The 18,385-nt window shown below is 39.0% G+C and carries 16 protein-coding genes and 1 other annotated feature; of the genes, 13 read left to right on the top strand and 3 right to left on the bottom strand.

All coding sequences use genetic code 11. The features are described from left to right. Positions 1-34: 34 nt before the first annotated feature. The 10 genes from galE to argS all read left to right on the top strand — a co-directional run bounded on the left by galE (position 35) and on the right by argS (position 12,097). Positions 35-1,024, top strand: a complete 990-nt coding sequence (galE, locus tag BAU15_RS09755; protein WP_161842567.1) for a UDP-glucose 4-epimerase GalE — start codon at positions 35-37, stop codon at positions 1,022-1,024. 11 nt (positions 1,025-1,035) lie between these two features. Next, positions 1,036-2,517 (top strand): UDP-glucose--hexose-1-phosphate uridylyltransferase, encoded by a 1,482-nt coding sequence (galT, locus tag BAU15_RS09750; protein WP_161842566.1) that lies wholly within the window; start codon positions 1,036-1,038, stop codon positions 2,515-2,517. A 24-nt stretch (positions 2,518-2,541) separates the two neighbouring features. Further along, positions 2,542-3,543, top strand: a complete 1,002-nt coding sequence (locus BAU15_RS09745) for a LacI family DNA-binding transcriptional regulator (protein ID WP_161842565.1) — start codon at positions 2,542-2,544, stop codon at positions 3,541-3,543. A 409-nt stretch (positions 3,544-3,952) separates the two neighbouring features. Further along, positions 3,953-4,675, top strand: a complete 723-nt coding sequence (tsaB, locus tag BAU15_RS09740) for a tRNA (adenosine(37)-N6)-threonylcarbamoyltransferase complex dimerization subunit type 1 TsaB (protein WP_161842620.1) — start codon at positions 3,953-3,955, stop codon at positions 4,673-4,675. Further along, the gene (gene rimI / locus BAU15_RS09735; protein ID WP_161842564.1) at positions 4,659-5,210 is read left to right on the top strand and encodes a ribosomal protein S18-alanine N-acetyltransferase; all 552 of its coding nucleotides are present in this window, start codon (positions 4,659-4,661) and stop codon (positions 5,208-5,210) included. Before tsaB ends, rimI (BAU15_RS09735) begins: the two co-directional genes overlap by 17 nt. 5 nt (positions 5,211-5,215) lie before the next feature. Beyond that, a complete protein-coding gene (rimI, locus tag BAU15_RS09730) occupies positions 5,216-5,677 on the top strand; it encodes a ribosomal protein S18-alanine N-acetyltransferase (RefSeq protein WP_237580173.1) in 462 nt (153 codons plus the stop codon). Further along, the gene (tsaD, locus tag BAU15_RS09725; RefSeq protein WP_161842563.1) at positions 5,674-6,699 is read left to right on the top strand and encodes a tRNA (adenosine(37)-N6)-threonylcarbamoyltransferase complex transferase subunit TsaD; all 1,026 of its coding nucleotides are present in this window, start codon (positions 5,674-5,676) and stop codon (positions 6,697-6,699) included. Before rimI (BAU15_RS09730) ends, tsaD begins: the two co-directional genes overlap by 4 nt. Positions 6,700-7,568: 869 nt before the next feature. Next, positions 7,569-8,771 (top strand): phosphoenolpyruvate hydrolase family protein, encoded by a 1,203-nt coding sequence (locus BAU15_RS09720; protein ID WP_161842562.1) that lies wholly within the window; start codon positions 7,569-7,571, stop codon positions 8,769-8,771. A 100-nt stretch (positions 8,772-8,871) separates the two neighbouring features. Further along, positions 8,872-9,888, top strand: coding sequence for an ornithine carbamoyltransferase (argF, locus tag BAU15_RS09715; RefSeq protein ID WP_161842561.1), 1,017 nt, complete (start codon positions 8,872-8,874; stop codon positions 9,886-9,888). A gap of 227 nt (positions 9,889-10,115) precedes the next feature. Next, positions 10,116-10,310 (top strand) — a binding site (T-box leader). Positions 10,311-10,405: 95 nt separating this feature from the next. Next, positions 10,406-12,097 (top strand): arginine--tRNA ligase, encoded by a 1,692-nt coding sequence (gene argS / locus BAU15_RS09710; RefSeq protein WP_161842560.1) that lies wholly within the window; start codon positions 10,406-10,408, stop codon positions 12,095-12,097. Between the two features lie 118 nt (positions 12,098-12,215). On the opposite strand, the gene BAU15_RS09705 is transcribed toward argS, so the two are convergent. Further along, on the bottom strand, positions 12,216-12,686 hold the full coding sequence (locus tag BAU15_RS09705; RefSeq protein ID WP_161842559.1) for an arginine repressor: 471 nt from the start codon (positions 12,684-12,686) through the stop codon (positions 12,216-12,218). 388 nt (positions 12,687-13,074) lie between these two features. On the opposite strand from BAU15_RS09705, the gene BAU15_RS09700 reads away from it, so the two are divergent. Beyond that, positions 13,075-13,812, top strand: a complete 738-nt coding sequence (locus tag BAU15_RS09700) for an SDR family oxidoreductase (RefSeq protein ID WP_161842558.1) — start codon at positions 13,075-13,077, stop codon at positions 13,810-13,812. A gap of 73 nt (positions 13,813-13,885) precedes the next feature. Here BAU15_RS09700 and BAU15_RS09695 read toward each other — a convergent pair whose 3' ends face one another. Further along, a complete protein-coding gene (locus tag BAU15_RS09695) occupies positions 13,886-14,782 on the bottom strand; it encodes a LysR family transcriptional regulator (protein WP_161842557.1) in 897 nt (298 codons plus the stop codon). 173 nt (positions 14,783-14,955) lie between these two features. Between BAU15_RS09695 and BAU15_RS09690 the strand changes: the two genes are divergently transcribed. Beyond that, the gene (locus BAU15_RS09690) at positions 14,956-15,954 is read left to right on the top strand and encodes an aldo/keto reductase family protein (protein ID WP_202622731.1); all 999 of its coding nucleotides are present in this window, start codon (positions 14,956-14,958) and stop codon (positions 15,952-15,954) included. 90 nt (positions 15,955-16,044) lie between these two features. Next, positions 16,045-16,893 carry an aldo/keto reductase gene (locus tag BAU15_RS09685; protein WP_161842555.1) on the top strand — a complete coding sequence of 283 codons (849 nt, stop codon included), beginning with the start codon at positions 16,045-16,047 and terminating at the stop codon, positions 16,891-16,893. A 133-nt stretch (positions 16,894-17,026) separates the two neighbouring features. Here BAU15_RS09685 and BAU15_RS09680 read toward each other — a convergent pair whose 3' ends face one another. Beyond that, a complete protein-coding gene (locus tag BAU15_RS09680) occupies positions 17,027-17,998 on the bottom strand; it encodes an acyltransferase family protein (protein ID WP_161842554.1) in 972 nt (323 codons plus the stop codon). Between the last annotated feature and the right edge of the window lie 387 nt (positions 17,999-18,385).

Here is an 18,385-nt window from a genome sequence, read left to right as displayed (position 1 = left end):
GGAAAGTATTTATCACAAAGGAGACGAAAATAATATGTCAATTTTAGTTTTAGGAGGAGCCGGCTATATCGGTTCTCATGCAGTTAATCAATTAGTTACAAAAGGCTACGAGGTAGTTGTTATCGATAACTTACTAACTGGGCACAAACAAGCGATTCATCCAGATGCCCGTTTTTACGAAGGCGATGTGCGCGATAAAGCCTTTGTTCAAAGTGTCTTCAAACAAGAAAAAATTGAAGGGGTTATCCATTTTGCAGCCAGCTCTTTAGTCGGCGAATCTGTCGAAAAACCGCTAAAATATTTCAATAATAATGTCTATGGTATGCAAGTTCTACTTGAAGTAATGGAAGAATTTGATGTGAAAAATATTGTCTTTTCTTCGACAGCAGCGACTTATGGCGAGCCTGAAGAAACACCAATTCGCGAAACAACTCCAACCAATCCAAAAAATCCTTACGGTGAAAGTAAGCTAATGATGGAAAAAATGATGAAATGGTGTGACAACGCTTATGGCATGCGCTATGTGGCTTTACGCTACTTTAACGTGGCAGGAGCGAAAGCTGATTCTTCAATTGGTGAAGATCATGATCCAGAAACACATTTAGTACCCATCATTTTACAAGTGGCTTTAGGCCAACGTGAAGCTTTATCAATCTTTGGTGAGGATTACGATACGCCAGATGGCACATGTATCCGCGATTATGTCCACGTAGAAGATTTGATTGCCGCGCACATCTTAGCGTTAGAATATCTGAAAGCTGGTAACGAAAGTAACGTCTTTAACTTGGGCAGTAACAATGGCTATTCAGTCAAAGAAATGCTTGAAGCGGCTCGCGAAGTAACTGGCAAAGAAATTCCAGCAAAAGTGGCGCCTCGTCGTGCAGGTGATCCAGGCACATTGGTTGCAGCTAGTGAAAAAGCGAAATCAGTCTTAGGTTGGGATCCGCAATACACTTCAGTGAAGGCTATTATTAAAACTGCTTGGGATTGGCATGTGAGCCATCCAAACGGGTATGAAGACTAGGAGGTTTGGTTGTGACTATCAGTCAAACAATTTATGATTTCACGACATTAGCGATTGCTTCTGGCGGTTGGATGGAGATGGACCGAATTTATTTGCACAATCGGATAGCTGCCTTGATTGGCGAGGATTCTCTGTCTGACATGCAAGAACAAAAGCCAAGTCAGCCTTCATTAGAGTTACTGGATGCGTTGATTGCGAAGGCCCGTGAGAATCAGTTAATTACAGAAAATCAAGCAGAGGTTGAGATGTTAGAGGCCCAGTTAATGGACTTCTTAACGCCACCACCTTCTGTCGTAAATGCGTTCTTTGCCCAACATTATTCAAAGAGTCCTAAAGAAGCAACGGATTATTTCTTCGAGTTGAGTAAAGCCAACGATTATATCAAAACTCGTGCGATTGCAAAAAATATTATTTTTCCAGTGGAGACGGAGTACGGTGAGATTGAAATTACGATTAATCTATCAAAACCGGAAAAAGATCCGAAACAGATTGCGGCGGAACGGACAGCGGCGAAAGTCGATTATCCAAAATGTATGCTGTGCATGGAAAATGAAGGCTATAAAGGTCGGTTGAATTATCCGGCGCGGACCAATCATCGGATTATTCGGATGAATCTCGATGGGGAAAGCTGGGGCTTCCAGTATTCGCCTTACGCTTATTACAATGAGCATTCGATTATTTTGTCGGAAGAGCATCGTCCAATGAAAATTTCTCGCGAAACGTTTGCGCGACTATTAAAAATTATCGAAGTTTTACCGCATTATTTTGTCGGTTCGAATGCCGATTTACCGATTGTGGGTGGTTCAATTTTATCTCATGATCATTATCAAGCGGGCCGTCATGAATTTCCGATGGCGAAAGCTGAGATTGAGCAAGAATTTTCGCTGACGAATTTTCCAACGGTGCAGGCAGGTATTGTCAAATGGCCGATGTCTGTGATTCGTTTGCAAGGGAAAAATCAGGCGGAGCTTGTGGAGGCCGCAACAGAAATTTATGAAAAATGGCAAAATTATTCAGATGAATCCGTGGAAGTTTCGGCTTTCTCTGCGGATGGCACGCCTCATCATACAGTGACACCGATTGCGCGTCGTAAAAAAGATTTATTTGAATTGGATTTAGTTTTACGAGATAATAATGTATCAGAAGAACATCCAGATGGCATTTTCCATCCGCATAAAGAAGTCCAACATATCAAAAAAGAGAATATCGGTTTGATTGAAGTTATGGGCTTAGCCGTTTTACCACCACGACTAGAAAAAGAATTAATCGAAGTGGAACGTTATTTGTTAGACGAAGAAAATGAGTTAGCGGCTTACCATAAAGACTGGGCGGATCAACTGAAACAGGCGAATTCCGTGAACAAAGAAAACGTCAAACAAGTGGTCCAGGAAGCGGTCGGGAAAGTCTTTGCTCAAGTTTTGTCAGATGCGGGAGTCTTCAAACGTACGGCAGACGGAAAACAAGCGTTTGGACGCTTTATTGAGACACTGTAATACTGGATGAATGAAAGGAGAAACATGGCTACCATCAAAGATATTGCTGAACTGGCAGGTGTTTCTCCTGCAACAGTTTCACGCGTCTTAAATTATGATAAAGAATTATCTGTCGGACACGAAACCAAAAAGAAAATTTTTGAAGTGGCCGAAGAATTAAACTATACCAAGCACAAAAAAAATCAGCGTCAAGGTCAGGCGCAAATTCGTCTGATTCAATGGTACAACGAGGTAGAAGAGTTGGATGACCTCTATTATCTATCGATTCGTCTGGGGATTGAAAAGAAGGCGGAAGAATTAGGCATTCGCCTTATAAAAGAAACACTTTCGCAGATGAGTGATGAGCCGGTTGATGGGACGATTGCTTTAGGGAAATTTGATGGGGAGCAAGTAGAATTTTTAGGTGCAACCCAAGGTAATCTACTATTTGTCGATTTTGATGCCATGACGCAAGGCTATAATTCACTGGTTGTTGATTTTCATCAGAGTGTCAAGGATGTCACGGATTACTTGCTAGCAGCTGGTTACACAAAATTGGGCATTCTGACAGGAAAAGAATATACCAAGCCAACTCATCAGGTTATTCCAGATGTACGTTTTTCAGCATTCAGAGAATTGTTGAGCCAAAAGAATTTGTATGATCCTGCATTTGTTGTGGAAGCAGATTTTTCTGTTGAAGCGGGTTACGAAGCACTGAAAAAGTATCTTGAACAAAATAAAGGACAGCTACCAGATGCGTTCTTTGCGTCCAACGATGCCTTGGCGATTGGCGCTTTACGTGCTTTACAAGAGGCGGGGATAGCCGTTCCAAAAGATATAGCAGTGATTGGCTTCAACGATAGCAGTGTCGCGAAGTATGTCAGTCCACCTTTAACAACTGTCAAAGTATATACTGAATGGTTGGGTGAATTAGCGGTGGAGACCGTAATTTCCTTAAGTCAAGATAAGTCGCCAGTTCCACGGAAGATTACAGTGGGCACAGAACTTGTGCTGAGAGAATCTACGCTCCGAGAGTCTACTAGGTAGGCATTATAGGTGCGAGGTAATACAAAAAAATTCTAAGTATACTTAATGCGAATGAATGGTTTTTTTAATGATGAATCAAGCGAACAAAAATGAGGACCAACCCATAATGGCGTTGGTTCTTTTATTTGTTTCGTAGAAAGTTGAGGAAATTTGAACGGGGGCAGCCGAACGAGTTATTGAATAGATTGTGGCTAGTTGAATAAATTAGTGAGTCCATCGCGGGACTGGTGGCGGAACTGATTTTAGAACGATTAAATCAGTAGGGGCTTGCTTGGAAGCGTTACATGATTTTTCCTTCGTCGGCATGAAACAAATCCGTGGACTGTAACTGTAGATAAAGTAATATTAAGTTTGAAAGAAATATGCTACAATAAGTCCATTATTATTGTAAAAAGGAAAGGGATTTTTGATGATTATACTTGCGATTGATACGTCTAATCAAACCTTAGCGCTTGGACTGTTAGAAGATGGCAGAGTCTTGGGCCAAATACAAACGACTGTCAAAAAGAATCATAGTGTAACCTTGATGCCTGCATTGGATTCATTGGTTCAGTCTGTAGGCAAAAAGCCTTCTGATATTGATAGAATTGTGGTTGCTCAGGGGCCGGGCTCTTACACAGGCTTGCGTATTGGGGTGACGACAGCCAAGACATTAGCTTATACATTAAAAAAAGAATTGGTCGGGCTCTCTAGTTTAGCGACAATTGCAGCTAATTGCCTCAATCAACCTGGTCGCATCGTGCCATTATTCGATGCACGGCGTAGAAATGTCTATGCGGGGATTTATCAATGGGAAGAGGATCAGTTGGTTTGTGTTCAGCAAGATAGTCATCTATCGATCACTCATTTACTAGAAGAATTAGCGAAATCTGCTGAGCCAATCTACTTTGTTGGAACCGACGTGGCTAATTTTTCAGAGGAAATTTTGGCGACTTTGCCGCAGGCTGAGATTAATACACATGCCTCATGGGATGTGCCAAATGGAATTACATTGGCTGTCTTAGGTGAAAAAGCTGAACCTACTGCGAACATTCAAGATTTTTTACCAGCCTATCTCAAACGAGTTGAAGCGGAGGAGAAATGGTTAGAAACACATAATCCAGGAGACGAAAACTATGTTGAAAAGGTTTAAAACACTCTCTCAACGTGTGCTTTATCCATTACGCAAAAAAAATATTTATCTACCAAAATTTTTCGAACTAGCGGGCCAAACTTTCTTGTTTCGACAGACAGAATTAGAAGATATCAAAGAATTATTGGCGGTTGAACGCAAGGTCTATGGGGATCAGATTCCTTGGACAAAGAGTGCTTTTTTAAGTGAATTGACTTCGCCGATTGCTCATTTATATTTATCAGTCTGTGTAGAAGGGCAATTGGTAGGTTTTATCGGTGGTCGGATTATTGGGAATGACTGTCATATAACCAATATTGCGATTACGCCAACTTATCAGAAACAGGGAATTGGTGGTCAATTAATTGACGAAATCGTTAAATTTGCTATAATGAATCGCTGTGATACAGTTTCTTTAGAAGTCCGAATGGGGAATAAAGATGCTCAGCGGCTGTATCGAAAAAAAGGATTTATTTCCAAAGCGGTGAAATCTGCTTATTACAATGAAACGAATGAAGACGCACTAGATATGATTAAACTTATAGAAGAAGAGTGAATTAGGTGTTTTATAAAAAAAATGATCTTCCAACCGCAGAGTTGGCTAATCGTTTATGGACGATTTGTGAAGAGTCTTATGAGCATGGTTCGCCATGGAATTATCAACAGTTTGAAAATGATCTGAATGAAACAAAATCTTATTACTTGATTTTAGAAGAAGAGCAACAAATTATTGGGTTTGTGGGCTGTAACTTAGTGTTAGATGAGGCTGAAATTACGAATGTCGTAATCGCAAAAGCTTTTCAAGGCCATGGCTGTGCACGAAAATTATTACAGGAGCTACTGATACAATTAAAGCAACAAGATGTTTTTCAAGTCTTTTTGGAAGTTCGATGTTCGAACGTGGTTGCTCAAAACTTATATAAATCCGAAAAATTCCGTTTTCTAGGGCTGAGAAAATCTTATTATCACAATCCCTGTGAAGATGCGGTGATTATGAGTGCGAAAGTGAGGAACTGCGAGTGAGCGAGACAAAAGAATTAATTTTAGCGATTGAGAGTAGCTGCGATGAAACCAGTGTGGCGATAATAGCTGACGGTTCTGAGATATTGACTAATATTGTGGCTTCACAAATTAAGAGTCATAAACGCTTCGGCGGGGTCGTACCTGAAGTTGCCAGTCGACATCATGTCGAACAGATTACGCTATGTATCGAGGATGCATTACAAGAAGCAGATGTGACGCCTGATGAATTAACGGCAGTTGCAGTTACTTATGGACCAGGCTTGGTCGGTTCGTTATTGATTGGAATTTCCGCTGCCAAAGCTTTTGCTTGGGCACATCAATTACCGCTGATTCCGGTCAATCATATGGCGGGTCACATTTATGCGGCGCGTTTGGTTAAACCATTGGAATTTCCGCTGATGGCTCTACTTGTCAGCGGTGGGCATACCGAACTTGTCTATATGGCAGAGGATGGCTCCTTTGAAATTATCGGGGAAACTCGCGACGATGCAGCCGGAGAAGCTTATGACAAAGTGGGTCGGGTCTTAGGTTTGACTTACCCAAGTGGTAAAGAAATCGATGAATTGGCGCATTTAGGCGAAGATACGTACAACTTTCCGCGGGCGATGTTAAAAGAAGATAACTTTGATTTTAGCTTTAGTGGCTTGAAAAGTTCGTTCATTAATTTGGTTCATAATGCGGAACAACGCGATGAAGTCTTGAGTCGCGAAAATCTTGCGGCTAGTTTTCAAGCAAGTGTCATTGAAGTATTAGTGGAAAAAACCTTACGTGCCTGCAAAATGTACCCGGTGAACCAGTTAATTATGGCTGGTGGGGTGGCGGCTAACGCAGGATTACGGCGCGCAATGTCAGAAGCCATCGCTGAACGACTACCAGAAGTTGAGCTACTCGTGCCACCATTACGCTTATGTGGTGACAATGCCGCGATGATCGGTGCAGCAGCTCATGTGGAATTACAATTAGGCCATCTTTCTGACTATTCGTTGAATGCCAATCCAAGCTTAGTCTTTCAGACAATGTAGCCTGTGATTTGATGGCGAAATAAAATATTTTATGTACGATAAATCCAGCTAGTTATTGGTGAGCAATCACTCAATTAATTAGCTGGATTTTTTTTGATTACGGATGGGTTAACTGTCTGCTAGATGGAGATTCAGTGTTTTTTTCTCACTAGTGCCTATTCGCACTGTTTTTGTGATTTTTAACAGCGTGTTAAATTACAGGAATCCTTTAGCTAGTAGGTTTTGACTTTAGAATCATCATTTTTTCCAAATTTTTACCTTAAAAAGTGTGCGAATGAGGACTAGTGATAAAAAAATAGACATTTATTACTTATTAAATGTTAGACGTGAAATTTCTCAGAATTAGAGAAGCCTATGAATATAGGGTTCTGCGAACAATTTTTCCGGAAATCAGCTAAAATTATGACATTATTCAAGAATATTTTTTGTTACTTAGTCGTAAATTAGCGAATTCAGTATTTTTTCCCACTAGTGCCTATTCGCACTGTTTTCTAGTATTTTACTAGCACACCAACCAGCAAGAATCCATTGAACAGTAGGTTTTGCCTTTGAAAGTATCATTTTTTGCTTCAAAAAGTGTGCGAATGAAGACAAGTGATAGAAAATCGGATAATTTGTTGTCATTAATTGATTTTTTTTGCTTAACTATATATGTTTTTCTAAGAATATATATGGATTCTATTACTGTCATTATTGAATAGACGATACTTCATAATTGTATTGAAATAAACTTCTTATTAATCACTGCATAAACGTCTTTTTAGTTGTCTGTTGAAAGACTATTTCCTCTAAATTTGTTTTTTGACTAAACTGACGTATACTATGGGTGATATAGGATCCTTCATTGACAAGGAAAGCGTGAGGTAGATATGAAAAAAGAAGTAGTTTTGAGCAAGCTCAAACAAGAAATTCATGAGGGAAACTATCTTTTAGGGATGGATACAGCGACAGGGAGGAGTGCGGTTAATGCCAAGAATGGCGGTGCTGATCTGATTTTAGCATTAAATTCAGGGAAATTTAGGCAGCTGGGTAGAAGCCCATTAGCTGGTTATTTGCCTATTGTGAATAGTAATGAGATGGTGCGTGAGTTTTCTAGTAAGGAGCTTTTGCCGATTCTTGAAGAGTTTCCCGTCATTTTTGGTGTAAATGCAACGGATCCATTAATGGATTCAAATGAATTACTGACCTATCTTAAGAATAGTCAGTATACAGGTGTTGTAAATTATCCAACAATTAGTTTGATTGATGGTCAATTTAGGGAAGCTTTGGAAGCAGGAGGGATGACCTATTCTCAAGAAGTGGAATTGATTCGTGCTGCCAAAGAAGCTGGATTATTCACGATTGGCTTTGTTACGAATCTACTTGAAGCAGAAATGATGGATAAAATTGAACCGGATATTCTCTGTATTCACTTAGGCTTAATTGAAGGTAGTGACGTCGAGACTAAAAGAATTCATGCTTTTAAAAATATTTTACCGGTGATTCAACAAATATGTGTTTTTATGGAGGCACAAGATTCTAGTAGTATTCTAATGATCTACGGTGGACCGATTGATGACTGGACAGAGGTCCGCTACATTTATAATAAATTTTCTCAAATTAAAGGATATATTGGTGGAGAAATATTCGAGCGAATTGTTTCTGAACAAATCTTATCTTCACAAATTCAATTATTTAAAGATCCCGCCCATACGCAGCACACTAACTTAACCACTCAAATTTTGGATGGGGTCGATAAATACTATAATCCTGTTGATTTTGTAAAAGAATATATTCATACAAACTATTCCAATCCTATTTATGTAAATGAATTAGCAGAATTTAATAATCTATCCCTCAATTATTTAGGTCGTCTCTTCAAGAAAAAAACTGGCGATACCATTACAGAATATCTGATTAAATTTCGCATAAACAAGTCGATTGAATTGATGTGTTCGACTAATTTGCGATTTGAAGAAATAGCACCCTTAGTTGGTTATCCTACTTATGCACAGTTCTATAAAACTTTCAAAAAATATCTGAAGAAGTCTCCGAAAGAATTTAAGGAAGAGAGTATCATCACTCTATTCTAATGAGCAAAGTGAATAAATGATCAATAATGCTTGATTTTTGATTGAATATACAAGAAAATAGAAGGTAATAGAAATAATATTCAAAATGGAGTGTGATAGTATGACGAAATCAGTATTTAAGGGAAGAAGTTTTCTGGCGGAAAAAGATTTTACGAAAGCTGAGTTACAGTATTTAATTGATTTTTCTCAACATTTAAAAGAATTAAAGAAGAAAAATATTCCTCATCAATACTTAAAGGGGAAAAACATTGCCTTGTTATTTGAAAAGACATCGACTAGAACACGGGCAGCTTTTACGACCGCAGCGATTGATTTAGGTGCGCATCCAGAATATCTGGGGGCAAATGATATTCAATTGGGTAAGAAAGAATCGACAGAAGACACGGCAAGAGTGTTGGGCAGTATGTTTGATGGGATTGAGTTTCGCGGCTTTAGCCAACAAGTGGTTGAAGAGCTTGCAGAATTTTCTGGCGTACCGGTCTGGAATGGGTTGACAGATGAATGGCACCCGACTCAAATGATTGCGGACTTTCTAACAATTCAGGAAAATTTTGGTCAAGTTGAGGGAATTACTTTAGCTTATTGTGGCGATGGACGAAATAATATGGCGCATTCTTTACTGGTGACTGGAGCGATTCTAGGAACCAACGTTCGGATTGTTGCACCTAAAGAATTACAGCCTGATTCAGCAATTGTCGAGTTAGCGACTGGTTTTGCCAAAGAATCTGGTGCGCAATTGCTGATTACTGCAGATGTTGACGAAGGGGTCTTGGATGCGGATGTGCTCTACACCGATGTTTGGGTCTCGATGGGCGAGGAAGCTAAGTTTGAAGAGCGAGTAAATTTATTGCGTCCTTATCAAATTAATCAAGCATTGATCGACAAAACTCAAAATGAAAAAGTCATCGTATTGCATTGTCTGCCAGCTTTCCATGACACGAAAACGGCTTATGGGAAAGAGATTGCTGAACGTTTTGGTATCCATGAGATGGAAATAACGGATGAGGTATTCAGAAGTGCCTATGGTCGCCAATTCCAACAAGCTGAAAACCGGATGCATTCCATTAAAGCTATTATGGCTGTGACCTTAGGCGACTTATTCATTCCTCGTGTGTAAAATCCAGGCGAAGTAGTGTGTCTGAAGAAGAATATTTGGAGTAGAATATCTGGTGAAAAATATCTGGCGAAGTATATTTGAAGAAGTTTATCAGTTGGAATTAATCTGAGTCATCTAGGCGTCCGTTTTGAAAAAAATCGCTATTTTTAGCTAAGTTTTTCAGAAAACTGTTGGTTTAATCTAGATTAACGCGTGAAAATCTGCTATAATCAGTTGCAGTTTCATATAATTTTTTGATGATCAAGAGAGTACCTTAGTTTTTTCTGCTAGCGATTTCGGGAAGGTGAAAGCCGAAAAGGGAAACTATTTGGGAAGCGCACTTGTGAGAATTTGCCAAGCGCAAACGGCTATCTACCGTTATCAGATTTAAGAAGGTCCGATTGGACAAGTAGAGTGGTACCGCGGGGAATCTCGTCTCTAATGATGCAGCATAGGCAGTGTCATTAGGGACTTTTTTTATACACTGAATCTAAAAAAAATTAAAAAAGCATCTAGATAAAATAGGGGGAAATACAGTATGAATAACAAAGAAATCGTGGCTAAAGCGATCTTTGATGTAGTAAAAGATGATTTATCATTGGAACAGGTTCAACAATTATTAGAAAATCCGAAGTCTACCGACCATGGCGATGTGGCCTTTCCAGCTTTCTCATTAGCGAAAGTCTATCGGAAAGCACCGCAACAAATTGCGGCTGATTTGGCAGGGAAAATCGATGGCGCAAACTTTGAAAAAATTGAAGTAGTGGGTCCATATTTGAACTTCTTCATGAGTAAAGGCATGATTAGTGCTAATGTTTTACAAACGGTTATGGAACAAAAGAGTCATTTTGGGGATAGCACAGTTGGCAATCACGGCAAAGTGCCGATTGATTTATCTTCACCAAATATTGCGAAACCCATCTCAATGGGCCATTTACGTTCGACTGTTATTGGGAACTCAATCGGTTTTATTTTAGAAAAAATTGGCTACGAACCGGTTCGCATCAATCACTTAGGTGACTGGGGTACACAGTTTGGTAAATTAATTGTAGCTTACAAAAAATGGGGTTCTGAAGCTGCGGTCAAAGAAAATCCAATTACTGAATTATTGCGTTTGTATGTCGAATTCCATGAGGTTGCTGAAACAGAAACTGAATTAAATGACGAGGCGCGCGCTTGGTTTAAACGTTTGGAAGAGGATGACCAAGAAGCTATCGGTCTATGGCAATGGTTCCGCGAAGAGTCACTGAAGGAATTTAACAAAATTTATGATATGTTGGGCGTGAGCTTCGATTCGCTAAATGGTGAGGCTTTTTATAACGATAAAATGTCAGAAATTACTGATATGTTAGAAGAAAAGCATTTATTGTCAGAGAGCGAAGGGGCTGAAATCGTTGATTTAAGTGCTTATGATTTAAATCCTGCTTTAATTCGCAAATCTGATGGGGCAACTCTTTATATTACGCGTGATTTAGCGGCTGCTTTATATCGTAAACGGACCTATGATTTTGCGAAATCAATTTATGTTGTGGGGAATGAGCAAAGCTATCATTTCAAACAATTGAAAGCTGTTCTAAAAGAAATGGGCTTCGATTGGCAAGACGAAATGACGCACGTTCCATTTGGTTTGATTACGCAGGGTGGTAAGAAATTATCAACGCGTAAAGGGAAAATTGTGTTGTTAGAAGAAGTTTTAAATGAAGCGATTGATTCTGCGAGAGAACAAATTAGTGAGAAAAATCCTGATTTGGAAAATAAAGAAGAAGTTGCTAAGCAAGTCGGTGTCGGAGCGGTTGTGTTCCATGATTTGAAGAATGATCGCTTGAATAATTTCGACTTTACGTTGGAAGAAGTTGTTCGTTTTGAAGGGGAAACAGGTCCTTACGTGCAATATACCCACGCGCGTGCCATGAGTATTCTGCAAAAAGCGGGCTATGAAGAAAATGCTGCGAAGAATCTTCAATTGAATGATGAAGAAAGCTGGGAAATCATTAAGTTGATTCAAAAATACCCGGAAACGATTTTGTTAGCAGCTGAAAAATATGAACCATCAGTGATTGCGAAGCATGCCATTAAGTTAGCACAAGCTTTCAATAAATACTATGCTCACACTAAAATTTTGGTGGACGATGAGCAAAAAGAAGCTCGCTTAGCCTTGGTACACGCTGTTGCGATTCTATTAAAAGAAGATTTACGTCTATTAGGCGTGCAAGCTCCTAACAAGATGTAATCAAGAATTGATTATATGAGATAGCTAAAAAAATAAGCCAGAGTTTACGAAAGTTTGAGACTAAACTTTCGTAAATTTCTGGCTTATTTTGGTATTTTTAAAAATTAAAATAACTAGTTTACAAGGAGTGCTCTGTAAAATAAGCTTCCATTTTTTCGGCTTCTTCATCGGAACCTGAGATGATAACGACCGTATCGAAGCCGGCAATGGTGCTGACGACATAAGGTGGTTTTAATTCATCGATGATGGAAGCAAGCAAATGGGCGTTGTCAGGTAAAGTGCTAACGATGGTAAGAAAATGTACCCGTTGGACTTTGGTCACGATATCTTTAATCATTTGGATGAGGCGTTCTTCCTCTTCAACTTTTTCATTTTCGTTATACGTGGTGCCCTGGAAAATTTGGAAGATAGGTAAGCCTTCTTCATCAGTTGTTTTTACTATTTGTAGGTCGCGAATATCCCGAGAGATTGTGGCTTGTGTAGCGGTCACGCCTTGATTTTTTAGTTGCTGTAAGAGATCCTCTTGCGTGCGGATAGAATGGCTAGTGATTATTTGTTTGATTAGTAAATGACGGTCTGCCTTACGCATAGATGCATGTACTCCTTTATGAATAGTATTTTCCATATTATAACGAATAAAAGGAGAAAAACACAGTCAGATGAATAAAAATTAATTATTTCTTGGAAAATAGGATAAATACTTGTTTCGCTATAGATGCAGCTGTTTATTTTATCAGTATACAGGAATTTGATTGATAACTTATGGGCCTCCTTGTGATTCGTTTGGACGAGTCGTTTAGCTATAACTAAAAAGCATAACTGGCTATGAATCATAAGTATTAGACATTCTCCGACTAGCCAACTAAAATTTAAGGTAGCAAGTGATTGGTTATGAAATGATAATTGTCATGAACTAGAGGGATGTTACTTATTCGCTTCATGCGATTTATTTGGAAATAGAAATAGGAGGAATCGGAATGCGTACACTGAAAGAAAAAGTCATTATCATCATGGGAGCATCAAGTGGGATTGGCGAAGCTACCGCTCGTTTATTAGCTGAAAGAGGAGCGAAATTGGTGATTGCTGCCAGACGTGAGGAACGCTTAAAGGCAATCAAGGAAAGCTATCCGCAGGCTGAAATTTATTATCAAGTGGCGGACGTGACTAAGTATGATGAGGTGCAGCAAGTGATTGATTTGGCGATGGAAAAATTTGGCCGAATCGATGTGTTGTATAATAACGCTGGAATTATGCCGCTGGCGCCGTTAAGTGAAGGTCGAAGAGATGAATGGCAAGCGATGCTCAATATTAATGTGATGGGCGTGCTGAATGGGATTTCAGCTGTTTTACCAGTGATGATTCAACAAAAATCAGGGCACATCATTGCGACAGATTCGGTGGCTGGACATGTGGTGTATCCTGATTCAGCTGTTTATTGTGGAACTAAATACGCGGTCCGAGCAATTATGGAAGGCTTGCGTCAAGAGCATCGCGAAGACCTGATCAAGTCGACGATTATTTCGCCAGGAGCTGTAGCAACTGAATTGTATACAACAATATCGGATAAAGAAGTGGCCGAAGCGTTGCATCAGAGTCAAATGGAATCAGGTTTGACATCGGAAGACATTGCCGAAGCGGTTGTTTTTGCAATCGATACACCAGAAAGAATGTCTGTGAGCAATATGATTATTCGTCCAACCACGCAATCCGTATAAAAATAAAGCATGAGTAAAACCCGTAATAAGAATGTTGAGCGATTTGGACACGCCATTCTTACTACGGGTTCTATTAAAGTGTGTCGAGTTTTTCCTTGATGGCTTCTAAAAAAATCTCAGCTGAGGGAGAAAAGACTTGATGCTTTTTCCAAATGATATACAGACCAGATTCTATGTTAGGCTTTAAAGGTCGGAAGACTAAGCCGTTTTCTAATGTCGAATTGACGAGGCCATCAAAAGCTAAGGCATAACCAAAGCCTTCTCGTACCATGATAAATGAATTGAAGGCCAGAGAATAGGTGGCGACGATGTTTAATTTTTCAAAGGTGTTACCGAACCATTGTGTAAAGGCATCCGTGGATAATTTTTGTTGATTGGCTTGGCGTGAGACAATGAGTGGTAGGTCTAATAAATCATCAATTGTAATGGCGTCTTTCTCAGCTAATGGGCTGTCAGCGCGCATGACAACACCCCAAGTATTTTTATCGGGCAGACTCAAATAATGGTAGTTAGACAGATCAACCGGGTCGACGACGATACCAAAATCATCCAAGCCACGGTCTAAACGTTCGGTCACTTCAAAGGAGTTACCGCTAAATAAGTGATAACGCATCGAAGGGTATTGCTGACGTAAATCAACGGCAGTCCGTGCGAAGAATTTGAAGGCGTCCGTTTCGGCTGCACCGATATAGATGTCACCGCCTGAAATATCATCGAGGGTCATAAACTCGTTTTTAGTTTTCTCGAACATATCGACGATGTCTTCCGCTCGTTTTTTTAAGAGCAGTCCTTCATCGGTTAATTTGATGCGATGATTGGTTCGAATAAATAGCTTTTTGCCTAGTTCAATTTCTAAATCTTTAATTTGTTTGGATAAAGTTGGCTGTGAGACATGTAGTAAACGGGAAGCACCAGTCATGCTTCCTTCTCTGGCAACCGTTAGAAAATAATTGAGCACACGAATATCCATGTAGACCCTCCTTTTTTTGTTTAGTTTAGCATTGTTTTTGTATAGCTATCAAGCATAACTGTCGCTAAGATATGAAGTTTGGTTATCTTTCTATACAGATAGGAGTTACGAATAAGTACACGAAAACAATTGATAGTATCGGGGAAATGAATTATTTAAAAAGGAGCGTAAGAATGAAAAAATACATATTGCTGATGGGGATTATCGTGATAGGGCTAGTTAGTGCTGGCTGTAATCAAGCGAATCCAACAATTAATCAGTCAAATGAAGGAAATGAAACGACTGGCCAACCGAGTACTACTATAGAAGAACAAAGTCAGCAGACAGATAAAAATATTTCAGGAGTGGGACATGAAGTAGTTTTTAATTTCGACAAGCAGTCCGTCATGTTGAATAGCGGCTATGAGATGCCGATAGTTGGTTTGGGTATGTATAGCCAATTAGACGAAACAGCTGTTAATTCGGTCGAATATGCGTTAAGGAATGGTTATCGGAAAATTGATACAGCTAAAATTTATGGCAATGAAGCAGAGGTTGGCGAAGGAATCAGGCAGTCTGGCGTTCCCCGTGAGGAGATTTTCTTAGCGTCTAAGTTGTACATGAATCAATATTCGAAAGCAGCAGAAGCGATTGACGAAGCGTTAGCGGCTTTTGAGGTCGATTATCTTGATTTGCTCCTATTGCATCATCCTGGTGAGCATGATGTTGAAGCCTATCAGGCGATGGAGCAGGCGGTTAAGGATGGCAAAGTCCGTTCGATTGGCTTGTCTAATTATTATATCGAAGAATTGACTGATTTTCTGCCACACGTCACAATCATGCCAGCGTTGATTCAAAATGAGGTCCATCCGTATTACCAAGAAAAAGAAGTCTTGGATTTCTTTACTAAAAAAGGGATTGTGATGGAGGGTTGGTATCCGCTTGGTGGGCGTGGGCATACAAAAGAATTGTTTGAAGATCCCATTATTGCGAAGATTGCCGATAAGCATCAGCGTTCTTCCGCGCAGATTATTTTGCGATGGCATTTGCAAAATGGCGTCGTGGCGATTCCAGGGTCGAGCAATCCTGCCCATATTTCGGAAAACTTAGCGATTTTTGATTTCGAATTAACGAAGGAAGAGATGGCTCAAATAGATGCACTAGAACGCGCGGAAAAACATGACTGGTATTGATGAGAGCGGTCGTGATTTGATAAAATTCGTTGATAGAGGTTTAGATGAAGCGTTCAGAAACGTAGTAACGAGTTGAGAGGAGTGGACTAGATGAAGAAAGTTAGAATTGCCGATCAAGCAGTGTGCCCAATTGGTTTTGGAACCTGGACCTTTGGCGACAAGACACAAATTAGAGAAACAGAAATACAGGCATTGAGAACAGGGATTGAACACGGAGTAGAAGTGATTGATACGGCTGAAATGTATGGCAATGGTGCTTCAGAACGAGCGGTTGCTGAGGCGATTGCTCCATATAATAGGGAGGATTTATTTATAATCTCAAAAGTTTTGCCAGAAAATGCCTCGAAAAAGAAATTAGTGACGAGCTTAGATGGCAGCCTGCGCCGATTAAAGACCGATTACTTGGATCATTATTTATTACATTGGCAAGGCAGTGTGCCACTGGAAGAGACGGTCGAAGCTTTAGAACAAGAACGTTTAAAAGGGAAAATAAAGTCATGGGGCGTTTCTAATCTGGATACGGCTGAATTGAACGTAGTTTTGCAAGCCAAAGGCGGCGAGCAGTGTACCTCTAACCAAGTGCGTTACAATTTAGGCGACCGCGGTATTGAATATGATTTACGGCCTTTTATGCGCGAACGAAAGATCCCTTTGATTGCCTATGCGCCAGTTGCCAAAGGCGATAAGCTAGGGGCTAATTTTACAGAAAATAAATTATTGAATGAAATAGCTGCGAACCACCAATGTGACGTCTTTCAACTTTTATTAGCTTGGTGCATTAGAGATGGAGAGACGATTGCAATTCCGCAATCAGGGAATCCACAACATGTTTTGGCTAATGTCAAAGCTGCTGAAATTATTTTGACGAGAGATGAGTTAGAAGCGATTGATCAGGTATATCCGAAACCAACTAGAAAACAATCTTTGGCTTTATGGTAGAGAAGAATCGAAAGAGGAAAGCTATTAACAGTCTGAATACAAGTACAAAAAATTAACTATCGCTTGGTAATAGCATTCGGTATCATCTATCATAAAGCAAAACTCCACTCAAAATTAATGAGTGGAGTTTTTATTATTTCAAAGCTTCTCTAGAGACTTTATTTTTTATGAATGTTGGAATTAATGAAATGAAAATAATCGTTACGGTCAGCGCTAACCCATAAATAATCTCTGTTACCCCTAAATTTATATAGAGTTGATTTAAATGAGTTGACTCGAAGATATATATTATTATTAGATGATAGCTTAAGATATTCATAGAATTCTTTCCTAAGTATAAAATAGGTTTATTTTTATTTCCTAAAACGATCCAAATAAAAAATAGTAAAGAAAGAACTGCGCAAATTAAATACCAATAATTTTCAACGTATAATATTTCGCTCGGGTATTTAAAGGCTAAGTACAAGCCTAAACCACCTGATACAATCATAGGCAAGGTTGCTTTAGGATTCATTATTTTATTGAATATAGTGTATTTATTAAAAAAATAGCCTACCATCATAAAAAATAAAGCAGGAAAGATAACATTCGCGCTCCATAACACCTTTTCGTCAGGATTTGTTAATAAATTATACACGATTGGAGAAAGTAAAAACCCCATAATACCTACGAAAAGAACCATTTTGTCGCCCTTTGTACAGACATATCTAAAAATTATACTGGAAATTAAGAACATTGGTAGATACCATAACGCAAAATTATTGACTTGCATCCAATGAGAACCTAATAAGCCGCCTTTTAAAAATTCTAGAAAAAAAGCCAGAGACCTTTTCTCTTCACTAAAATAAATAGTTACTATATAGGAAATAGTATAAGCCATGTAAAAGGGGATCATTATTTTTTTGAATGATGCGAGTGAATATTTTTTTAAATCTACCGTACTTTTTCCATATAACAAATAGCCTGAACAAAACAAGAATAATGGCATATGAAAAGAATAAATGTACTTGTAAATTTCACCTGATAGGTCAGGTATATGTCCTAATACAACTAGAAAAATACCAACACCTTTTAGCGCATCAATATCGAAATTTCTTTTATTCATCACTAACTCCTAAGCATATTGATAGTTGTAGTGTACTATAAATGCTTATTTTTTGTAGAAAATATGCATAGTTTTTTTATTTTTGAGGATCTTTTAACCGGCTAGAATCGCTCTTCCTTTGAACGTTGTGAGTAAGTCAATTAACAGTTTACGGGCATCATTTATTCATCTATAAGATTAGATATGGCTGAATATCTGCACGAATTACAGTCTGTTATATAGTTTGTCAAAATTTGTTAGTAACTTTAGACGAGGGTTGTTGATCGATGAATCATAAAAATTCTATGGATTTGCAGTTGCTTTCCCTTTTCACCTATTGTATAATACTAGAGGTGTCTCAGGGAGAACCTTGATACATCAAATACCACATCTCAGAGGATGCGTGGA

It is taken from the genome of Candidatus Enterococcus huntleyi, assembly GCF_009933175.1.
Taxonomy (GTDB): domain Bacteria; phylum Bacillota; class Bacilli; order Lactobacillales; family Enterococcaceae; genus Enterococcus_K; species Enterococcus_K huntleyi.
Note: the sequence above shows the minus strand (reverse complement) of the source record. Positions and strands in the feature narration are given on the sequence as shown.

Coding starts and splice junctions, on each gene's coding strand:
- galE (WP_161842567.1), top strand. CDS start 35: ATGTCAATTTTAGTTTTAGGAGGAGCCGGCTATATCGGTTCTCATGCA.
- BAU15_RS09745 (WP_161842565.1), top strand. CDS start 2,542: ATGGCTACCATCAAAGATATTGCTGAACTGGCAGGTGTTTCTCCTGCA.
- tsaB (WP_161842620.1), top strand. CDS start 3,953: ATGATTATACTTGCGATTGATACGTCTAATCAAACCTTAGCGCTTGGA.
- rimI (WP_161842564.1), top strand. CDS start 4,659: ATGTTGAAAAGGTTTAAAACACTCTCTCAACGTGTGCTTTATCCATTA.
- BAU15_RS09720 (WP_161842562.1), top strand. CDS start 7,569: ATGAAAAAAGAAGTAGTTTTGAGCAAGCTCAAACAAGAAATTCATGAG.
- argF (WP_161842561.1), top strand. CDS start 8,872: ATGACGAAATCAGTATTTAAGGGAAGAAGTTTTCTGGCGGAAAAAGAT.
- argS (WP_161842560.1), top strand. CDS start 10,406: ATGAATAACAAAGAAATCGTGGCTAAAGCGATCTTTGATGTAGTAAAA.
- BAU15_RS09705 (WP_161842559.1), bottom strand. CDS start 12,686: ATGCGTAAGGCAGACCGTCATTTACTAATCAAACAAATAATCACTAGC.
- BAU15_RS09700 (WP_161842558.1), top strand. CDS start 13,075: ATGCGTACACTGAAAGAAAAAGTCATTATCATCATGGGAGCATCAAGT.
- BAU15_RS09695 (WP_161842557.1), bottom strand. CDS start 14,782: ATGGATATTCGTGTGCTCAATTATTTTCTAACGGTTGCCAGAGAAGGA.
- BAU15_RS09690 (WP_202622731.1), top strand. CDS start 14,956: ATGAAAAAATACATATTGCTGATGGGGATTATCGTGATAGGGCTAGTT.
- BAU15_RS09685 (WP_161842555.1), top strand. CDS start 16,045: ATGAAGAAAGTTAGAATTGCCGATCAAGCAGTGTGCCCAATTGGTTTT.
- BAU15_RS09680 (WP_161842554.1), bottom strand. CDS start 17,998: ATGAATAAAAGAAATTTCGATATTGATGCGCTAAAAGGTGTTGGTATT.